This is a genomic window from Neisseria flavescens (assembly GCF_001618065.1).
Classification (GTDB): Bacteria; Pseudomonadota; Gammaproteobacteria; order Burkholderiales; family Neisseriaceae; genus Neisseria; species Neisseria flavescens_A.
In genome coordinates this window covers 1-978 of sequence record NZ_LAEI01000031.1, presented here as the reverse complement: position 1 = coordinate 978, position 978 = coordinate 1, and the positions used below count along the sequence as shown (strand labels likewise).

General features: G+C 48.8%; 3 protein-coding genes. All 3 read right to left on the bottom strand.

All coding sequences use genetic code 11. The features are described from left to right. A partial coding sequence (locus TW89_RS04470; RefSeq protein ID WP_283114501.1) for an OsmC family protein occupies positions 1-305 on the bottom strand: 305 nt, incomplete at its 3' end. A gap of 46 nt (positions 306-351) precedes the next feature. Continuing rightward, positions 352-657 (bottom strand): aldo/keto reductase, encoded by a 306-nt coding sequence (locus TW89_RS04465; protein WP_283114499.1) that lies wholly within the window; start codon positions 655-657, stop codon positions 352-354. Then, the coding region (locus TW89_RS04460; RefSeq protein ID WP_283114498.1) for an NAD(P)H-dependent oxidoreductase at positions 657-978 on the bottom strand (322 nt) is incomplete at its 5' end. The genes TW89_RS04460 and TW89_RS04465, both read right to left, overlap by 1 nt.

Sequence of the window (978 nt, the reverse complement as noted above, 5' to 3'; positions counted from 1 at the left end):
CTTGCGGATATTTCAAACTGTTCCAGTTTCACGCCTGCCAATGCTGCTTGCAACTCGAAACCTATGGAGCAGCAGCCTGCCGCAGCGCTGATCAGGTATTCCACCGGATTTGGGGCGGCGTTTTCACCGCCCATGTTTTTCGGTTCGTCTGTGGTAAAGGCAGGGAAGCGGCGCACGGAGATTTCATTCTTCGTGCCGGATACCCAGCGCGAATCGGCGCGTAATACTGCCTTGCCTTTTGCATGGTCGTTTTCAACCGCTGCCATGGTAGTTCGGAAACGTTCGATATCTAACCCGTTAATCATGTTTTGTCCTTTCATATGATGAATTGCAGATGGTTTTTCGCTACACTTACACGCCCATTTTCCACGCGGAGATGCGCTTCAAATTATCCACCGTGTCGTGATTGACGATGGCGGAGAACGTGCCGTCCAGTTTGGCAATTTCGGCTTTGTCTTTATCGCTGAGGGCAAAGTCAAAGACATTCAAGTTTTCCGCCATGCGTTCGGATTTAGTGGATTTTGCCAACACGATGATGTCGCGCTCAATCAGCCAGCGGGTAATCACTTGTGCCACGGATTTGCCGTATTTCGTACCAATCAGCGACTGACAAAATGGTGGGCAAAAGCCCACCGCTTCAAGTTGATGTTTTATCATTAACCGAACACTTTTTTCAAATGTGCTTGGTAGTCTGCGAAGTATTGTTCTACTTGTGGATTTTTAACTACATCGTTACATGTAAATGTCGGTAGACGGTTCAAACCGATGAACTCGTTGAGTTTGTGGAAAGGCATGAACACAGCATCCACATCTTTGCCTTCAAAGAAGTCGCCTTCACGGGTGAACGCTTCAATCGGCGCATTCCAAGTAAGCGAAAGCATGTGTTTTTTGCCTTGCAATAAACCACCTGTACCGAAGCCTTCGGTCGGGCTGACACGATGACGGCCATCACTGTGGTAAAGCTTGCCGTGTCCAGCG

Coding starts and splice junctions, on each gene's coding strand:
- TW89_RS04465 (WP_283114499.1), bottom strand. CDS start 657: ATGATAAAACATCAACTTGAAGCGGTGGGCTTTTGCCCACCATTTTGT.